Annotated in this window: 2 protein-coding genes; both read left to right on the top strand. The window is 36.1% G+C overall.

Annotated features, from left to right (window positions below; translation table 11 throughout):
• Positions 1 to 205 precede the first annotated feature (205 nt).
• The gene (gene dinB / locus ABZA26_RS13490) at positions 206 to 1,381 is read left to right on the top strand and encodes a DNA polymerase IV (protein WP_372715019.1); all 1,176 of its coding nucleotides are present in this window, start codon (positions 206 to 208) and stop codon (positions 1,379 to 1,381) included.
• 6 nt (positions 1,382 to 1,387) lie between these two features.
• Positions 1,388 to 1,804, top strand: coding sequence for a hypothetical protein (locus tag ABZA26_RS13485; RefSeq protein WP_372715018.1), 417 nt, complete (start codon positions 1,388 to 1,390; stop codon positions 1,802 to 1,804).
• Positions 1,805 to 2,150 lie beyond the last annotated feature (346 nt).

Genomic DNA, 2,150 nt, shown 5'->3' with positions numbered 1-2,150 from the left:
CCTTTCCCTTGATGGAACTTCTTTTCATATAGTTCTTTAATGCTTCCTGGAAATTCATGGTTACCTCCGTTCAAACCTTCTATTTTCACTATCAGTATACCACGATAGCTTTCGTTTTCTATATATAAAAGAGTATAAAAAAATAAAAATTGAAAAAACATAACAAAAAGCGTATAATTTAAATAACAGAGTTTGGAGGTGGATTATGGACAGAATTATACTGCATATAGACTTCGATATGTTTTTTGCAGCTGTAGAGCTGCTGGATAATCCAATGCTTAAAAACAAGGCAATAGCAGTGGCGCCACCAAATGCCAAGAGGGGAATAATAACCACAGCCAGTTATGAAGCCCGTAAGTTCGGAATAGGAAGCGGAATGGCAATAGATATAGCCAAGAGAAAATGCCCCAATCTCACTTTGGTCTCACCCCGGATGTGGAAATACGAAAAAATTAACGGGATATTCAGGGAGATCGTTGCCCAGTATACTGACCTCTATGAGTTTGTAGCTTTAGACGAAGCTTATCTTGATATAACTCACACCTATGAATTTTACGGCACATCAGATCAGTTGGCTGTAAACATACAGAAAGACATGTACAGAAAAACCGGATGCACTTGTTCTGTAGGTTTGGGGTACAACAAGATTTCCGCAAAACTTGCATCAGAGAAAAATAAACCCAATGGTTTCGGAAAATTAACCACACAGGAAGATTTTATAGAATATACGGCAGATAAAAAACTTACTAAAATGAACGGAATAGGAGATAGGATGGCTGAGAAGCTTTATAAGCTTTTTTATAAGGAAACCTTGGGCCAACTAAGGGAAGTATCTTTAGATGAGCTCAAGTTTTATTTAGGGAAGCCAGGTGTGAGCATATACTACATGATAAGAGGTATAGACAGCAGAATAGTAGGCGACTTCTATAAGAGAGACGGTTATGCCAGCAGACAGACCTTCCAGAGGGATATTTTTGGCAGAGAAGAGGTTTTAAAGAAAATAGTTAAGCGAATAGAAGAAGCCAGCTGGCAGATGAAGAAGGACAAGAAATCTGCATATACGGTTTCACTGATAATAAGATATTCAGAGGGATTCCACAGAATCACGAGAAATAAAACAGTGAAAAATCCTGTTAAGGAACCTCTTGAAATATATAAAGTCATAGAGAAAATAGCGGAAGAAGCAGATTTAGATCAGTTGATTAGGCAGGTAGGAGTCAGACTCAGCAATACGACAAAGGGCAGTAAGCTCCACCAGCTTTCTTTTGGAGAGGAGAAATCCTTTACAAGGAAAAAAGAGGTATTCAGGCTGACTCACGAGCTTAAAAAGAATTTCGGAAGAAGAGTGATCCTAGATCCTTTAGAAGCCAGGTCCAGGTAAATAATTATGAAAGAAGTGACTGATATGGGAATAATAAATATTTTAGCTTTAAACGAAAAAGAGATAGAGACCATAAAACTCCTACTTGAGTATGCTGAAAAAAAGGGAAAGAATGAGGAGATGAAAAATATATGCAGGCAACTACTGGAAAAGATCAGGCTCAAGTATTACTTCTCTCCTGAAGAGGACGGCAAACTAAAAGGGCTCTCCCCTAAGGCAAGAACCCTGTACTATGTGTTTTATGAAAAGTATGATTTTGATCTGATAGACTTTATAGGAAGAATATCAAAGGAGTACAGAGCTCCCAACGATATTTACAAGACTTTCCTGCATCAGTTTCCCATATCCACGTCACTTTTAAGAAATCACCCACAAGAGATCATGGATATAATCATTCTTGTTCTTGACAGGCGCAGTAGTTGAAGTCTCCATTAAGTATCTCTAAGGATTTTTATGTATATTCTTTCCTGTCATCAGCATATCTCGCAAAGGTAAATTCCTTCTCCAATTTGAAGCTATAGTATAAATATAGGATTCTAGGAGAATGTTATTTTTTAGAAATAAAAAGAACTTTTAGTATAATAAAAAATCCTAAGTGCAGATATTACACTTAGACTTTGGTCAAAACAAAACAAAAAAGCGATTAAAGTGTCGATTATTTTGTGTTATCTTACAAATTTCTGTAAAATAATCTTTTTATTTTTATGTGCTAATCCATCTGATGAATCTATTTTTAAAATAAGGTTATAGTCAGAAATAGCTCCGTTAT

It is taken from the genome of Ilyobacter sp. (assembly GCF_041583315.1).
Lineage (GTDB): Bacteria > Fusobacteriota > Fusobacteriia > Fusobacteriales > Fusobacteriaceae > Ilyobacter.
This window is presented reverse-complemented; position numbering and strand designations above follow the sequence as displayed.

Coding starts and splice junctions, on each gene's coding strand:
- dinB (WP_372715019.1), top strand. CDS start 206: ATGGACAGAATTATACTGCATATAGACTTCGATATGTTTTTTGCAGCT.
- ABZA26_RS13485 (WP_372715018.1), top strand. CDS start 1,388: ATGAAAGAAGTGACTGATATGGGAATAATAAATATTTTAGCTTTAAAC.